This window comes from Streptomyces sp. WM4235 (assembly GCF_001279725.1).
Classification (GTDB): Bacteria; Actinomycetota; Actinomycetes; order Streptomycetales; family Streptomycetaceae; genus Streptomyces.
Genome location: NZ_LGDE01000093.1, coordinates 1 through 5,120 on the forward strand (window position 1 = coordinate 1; position 5,120 = coordinate 5,120).

The 5,120-nt window shown below is 75.8% G+C and carries 3 protein-coding genes; 1 reads left to right on the forward strand and 2 read right to left on the reverse strand.

Annotated features, from left to right (window positions below; all coding sequences use genetic code 11):
* Positions 1 to 1,695: condensation domain-containing protein (locus ADK55_RS09830; protein ID WP_234349982.1), on the forward strand; the 1,695-nt coding region annotated here is incomplete at its 5' end.
* A gap of 205 nt (positions 1,696 to 1,900) precedes the next feature.
* On the opposite strand, the gene ADK55_RS09835 is transcribed toward ADK55_RS09830, so the two are convergent.
* Both ADK55_RS09835 and ADK55_RS09840 read right to left on the reverse strand, forming a co-directional pair.
* Positions 1,901 to 3,808 (reverse strand): ABC transporter ATP-binding protein, encoded by a 1,908-nt coding sequence (locus ADK55_RS09835; protein ID WP_078998714.1) that lies wholly within the window; start codon positions 3,806 to 3,808, stop codon positions 1,901 to 1,903.
* Positions 3,805 to 5,120 (reverse strand): ATP-binding cassette domain-containing protein (locus ADK55_RS09840; RefSeq protein ID WP_053677114.1); only part of this gene is annotated, 1,316 nt, incomplete at its 5' end. The genes ADK55_RS09835 and ADK55_RS09840, both read right to left, overlap by 4 nt.

Sequence of the window (5,120 nt, forward strand, 5' to 3'; positions counted from 1 at the left end):
GTGCCCGCCCTGGTGGTGCCGTTGGACGGGCCGCTGCCGCTCACCCCCAACGGGAAGCTGGACCACAAGGCGCTGCCCGCGCCCGACTGGTCGGGAATGACGGGCGACGCCCGGCCGGCCGATGCCACCGAGACCCGGTTGGCGCGGCTGTTCGGCGAGATCCTCAGGCTGGACGAGGTCGGTGTCCACGACGACTTCTTCGCCCTGGGCGGCCATTCCATGGCCTCCATGCGCCTGCTGGGCCTGATCCGGGCCGAGTTCGGGGTGGAGCTGAGCATCCGGGACGTCTTCGACGCCCTCACGGTCAGCGGCATCGCGGAGCGGCTGGCCGGCGCGCGGGCGGCCCGGCCGGCTCTGCGGGCGGGCGCCGGAGCGGGGGCGCGGGAGCTTCCCGCCGCGCCGGTTCAGGGCGCGCAGTGGCGGGCGTACGGACCGCGGCCCGCTTTCGACAGCGCGCTCGCGCTGCGCTCGCCGGGCGGGCTCGACGCCCGGGCGCTGGCCGACGCGCTGGCCGACGTGGTGGACCGGCACGCCCCGCTGCGCACCTCCTTCGGCGAGGAGGCCGGGGAGCTGCGGCTGCGTCCCGCCGTCGAACCGCCGGTCCTGGCCGTCGAGGAGTGCGCGGACCTGGAGTCCCGCCTCGCCGAACTCGCGGGCGAGACGGCGGACCTGACCTCGCGGGCGCCGCTGCGGGTCCGGCTGCTCACGGCTCCCGACGGGGCCCAGGCCCTGTTGCTGGCCTCGCACCACCTGGCGGTGGACGAGTGGTCGGTGGTGCCGCTGTTCCGGGACCTGACGACGGCGTACGCGGCCCGGGTCCGCGGCGTCGCGCCCGACTGGGAGCCGTTGCCGGTGTCGTACGCGGACTACGCGCTCTGGGCACGCGAGGCGCTCGGCGACCTCGACGACCCGGACAGCGCGGGCGGGCGGCAGCTCGCCTACTGGCGCCGGACGCTGCGGGAGGCGCCGAGCGCCCTGGCCCTTCCGACGGACCGGCCGCGGCCGGCGGACGCCGGGCGGGCGGGGTACACGGCCGGGCAGGTGCCGTTCGTCCTGGACGAGGGCTTGCACGCCCGGGTGGACGCCCTGGCCCGGGAGAGCGGCACGAGCATGTTCATGGTGCTGCACGCGGCGCTGTCGGCGCTGCTGACGGCGCACGGCGCGGGCACCGACCTGCCGATCGCGACCATGGTCGCGGGCCGGTCGGACGAGCGGCTCGCCCCGCTGGTCGGTTGCTTCCTCAACACGGTGGTGTTGCGCACCGACACCGGCGGCGACCCGACCTTCCTGGAGCTGTTGTCGCGGGTGCGGGAGACGACGCTGAGCGCGCTGGACCACCAGGAGGTGCCGTTCGACGCGGTGCTCCGCGCCTCGGGGTTGCCGGCGCGGGGACCGCAGGTGACGGTGGTCCACCACGAGCAGGCGGACCTGGACGAGTTGGAGGGCGGCATGGGCACCTTCCAGGCCGTTCCCGTCGGCCGGACCACCGGGGAGCTAACGGTCGGGTTCCACGAACCGCGCGGCGAGGGTCCGGTGTACGGCGAGCTGATCCACGCGGTCGAGCTGCTCGGACCGGCCAAGGCCCGGCGGCTCGCCGAGGAACTCCACGTGTTGATCGGGCACGTGGCCGACGACCCGCGGCAGCCGCTCTCGGAGCTGTTCGCGGTCATGTCCACAAGGAGCGGGAACGCATGACGACCCACCCGTTCGAGGCCCCCCGGGGAAGCCCCGGGGCGCCTGCCTGACGTACGTCGAGACCCATGGGACGGAGCCGTGGCCCAAGAGCCTGGTCGGACGGCGGGGCCGACCCTCCGGAGCCCCCGAGGACGGGCGGGGCCCCGGACGTCGCTGCCGCGACGTCCGGGGCTCTTGTCTGCGTATCGGGGCCGTCCCGGGGCGCTCAGGCCTCGCGGGGCCGGGGCAGGGGCAGGGTGGCGTCCGTCGGACCGGAGCGCCGGCTGTCGGACCAGGCCGCCCAGAGGCCGGCGTAGCGGCCGCCCGCGGCGACCAGTTCCGCGTGGGTGCCGCTCTCCACGACCCGGCCCCGGTCGAGGACGACGATGCGGTCCGCGCTCGCCGCCTGCGGCAGCCGGGGGGCGACCATGAGTCCGGTCCGGCCCTCCGGGGCGCGCAGCGGGGCGGCTTCCAGGGTGGGGGCGCGGGGGCTCCCGGGGTCGGGGGTGGCCTCGTCGAGGATCGCCGCGGGCGGATCGACGAGCACGAGCCGGGCCAGGGCCAGTTGTTGGGCCTGCGTCACCGTCAGCCGGTGTCCGCCCTCCCCCACGACGGTGGCCACGCCCTCGGGCAGGGCCACCACCCAGGTCAGGGCGTCGACGCGGGCCAGCGCGGCGGTGATCTCCGCGTCGGTCGCCGCGGGCCTGGCCAGCCGCAGATCGTCCGCGAGCGGTCCGGCGAAGACGTGAACCTCCTGGCTGATCAGGGTCACGGCGGCGCGTACGCCCGCCGGGCCGAGCTCGCGGGTGTCGGCGCCGCCGAGTTCGATCGAGCCGAAGGTCGGTCGGTGGACGCCGGCGATCAGCTTGGCGAGGGTGGTCTTGCCGGCGCCGCTGGCGCCGACGAGCGCCACGCGTTCCCCGGCCCGGACCTCCAGGTCCACCTCGGTCAGGACCGGGTGACCGGGCTCGTACGCATGGCCGAGCGCCCGGACGCGTACGGAACCGTCGGCCGGGCGCGCCGCCCCCGTGGGTCCCTCCTCGGCCGGCAGGGAGGCGACGCCGACGAGCCGGGCGAGGCTCGCGCCGGCGGACTGGGCGTCGTCGATGAGGAACAGTGCCGTGTTGACGGGGTTGAACAGGCCGTGGAAGTAGAGCGCCGCGGCGGTGGCGGTGCCGATGCTCACGGTGCCGTTGCCGACCAGCAGGAAGCCGGTGACCAGCACGGCGGCGAGTCCGATGAACTCGGCGAGGTTGAGCCGGGAGAAGAAGCCGGAGACGAGCCTGATCCCGCGCAGGGCCAGGTCCACGGCCTCCCGCGAGCGCGCGTCCAGCAGTCGGGCGTGCTGCCCGGTCAGGCGGAACGCCCGCACCGTGCGCACGCCGCCCACGCTGTCGAGGAGCTGGTGCTGGAGGGCGCCGTTGGCGACGCGGTGGGCGGCGTACACGGGGACCGCGCGCGGGATGTACCAGCGGACGGTCAGGACGTGGACCGGGACGGCGAGCAGCACGGCGAGCGGGAACCGCCAGTCGAGCACGGCGAGTCCGGCCAGGGTCAGCACGATGGTCAGGAGGGCGGTGGTGAACTCGGGCAGGGCTTGGCGCACGACCCGGGTGATGAGGGTGACGTCGCCGGTCACCCGTGAGGTGAGGTCGCCCGAGCCGGCCTGTTCGACGCGTTCCAGTGGGAGGTTCAGGGCCCGTTCGATGAACCGTTCGCGCACTCCGGCGAGGACGGTTTCGCCGAGCCGTGCGACGAGGGAGCTGCCGAGGGCGGTGGCGGCGCCCCGGCCGACGGCCACCGCGAGCAGGAGGATCATGGGGACGGTCAGCGAGCCGGTGCCCCGGTGCGCGGCCACCAGGTCGACCATGCGGCCGAGGATCGGGGCGGTGAGCAGGCCGATGCCGGTGCCGAGGGTGAGGACGGCGGCGGCGGTGAGCGCCTGGAGGCGGCGTCCGCGCAGCAGTTCGGCGACGGCGGCGAGGGTCTGTCCGCCGGTGGCCACGGGCAGGATGGCGCGCGCGGCGGCGCGCGCCGCGCCCGGGTTGTGCGGGTCGCCCGGCGGCGGCGCGTCGGTCGACCCGGACGGCTCGTCGGGCCCGGTCGGCTCTTCGGGCGTGCGGTCGGAACTCATACGAGCACCACCGATCGGTAGGACGCGTCGTCGGTGACGAGTTCCGGATGGCGGCCGTCGGCGGTGACGGCGCCGTCGCGGATGACCACGACGCGGTCGGTGACGGACAGCAGCGCGGGGCTGGTGGTGACGAGGAGCGTGGTGCGGCCCTTGCGCAGGTCGCGCAGGCGGGCCGCGATCAGCGACTCGGTGACGGTGTCCACGGCGGTGGTCGGGTCGTGGACGACCAGGACGTGCGGGTCGGCGGCCAGGGCCCGGGCCAGCGCGACCCGTTGGCGTTGGCCGCCGGACAGCGACCTGCCGCGTTCGCTGAGCGGGGTGTGCACGCCCTGGGGCAGCGCGCGGGCCACGTCGTCGGTGGTGGAGGCGTTGAGCACCGGGCCGAGGTCGGCCACGGAGGTGTCGGCCCCCGCCCGGACGTTGTCGAGGAGGCTGGCCTCGAAGAGGTCGGCGTCGGGGTGGGCGACGAGGACGGCGCGGCGTACGGCGTCGGGATCGAGGGAGGACAGCGCGATCCCGCCCAGCTCGACCGTGCCGCGCTCCGGGTCGAACTCGCGGCCGAGGCACAGCAGCAGGTCGGTGGCGGCCGCCGGGTCGGGGCAGACGACGCCGACCAGGCTGCCCTCCGCGATGTCCAGGTCGATGTCGCGCAGCGCCCCGTACGAGACGCCGCGCAACCGCAGTCCCCCCGTGAACGGGTCGGGCGGGGTGGCGGTTCCGGCGGGCACGGCGTGCGAGGAGTCGAGCACCTCGCCGATCCGGGCGGCGGAGGCGCGGCCCTGCGCGAACTCGGCGCTGACGTAGGTGAGGAGTTGGAAGGGACCGAGGAGGAACTGCGCGAGGCCCACGGCCGCGACGAGTTCACCGACGCTGAGCGAGCCGTCCATGGCGAGGCGGGCTCCGACCAGCCCGATGACGGCGATGAAGACGCCGGTCAGGGACAGGATCGCCCCGTCGTGCCAGGACCGGCTGCGGGCGGCGCGCAGGGCGGCCGCGAGGGAGTCCCGGCTGGTGCGGCGGTACCGGTCCACGGCCGCCGGTTCGGCGCCGATGCCCTTGAGCACGCGCAGGCCGGCGACCAGGTCGGCGGCGACTCCCGAGGCGTGCGCGGCCTGTTCCTGTTCGGCCTCGCTGCGCCGTTCGGGGGGGGGGGTGATGAGGTGTCCGAGCCACAACAGGGGCGGTACCCCGAGCAGGATGAGCAGGCCGAGGGGCCCCGATCCCGGCAGGAGGGCCCCGGCGGCGAGGGAGGGTCCGGCGACGGGGGCGATCCCGTTCGGCAGGGAGGCGACCACGGCGATTACCCGGGCGG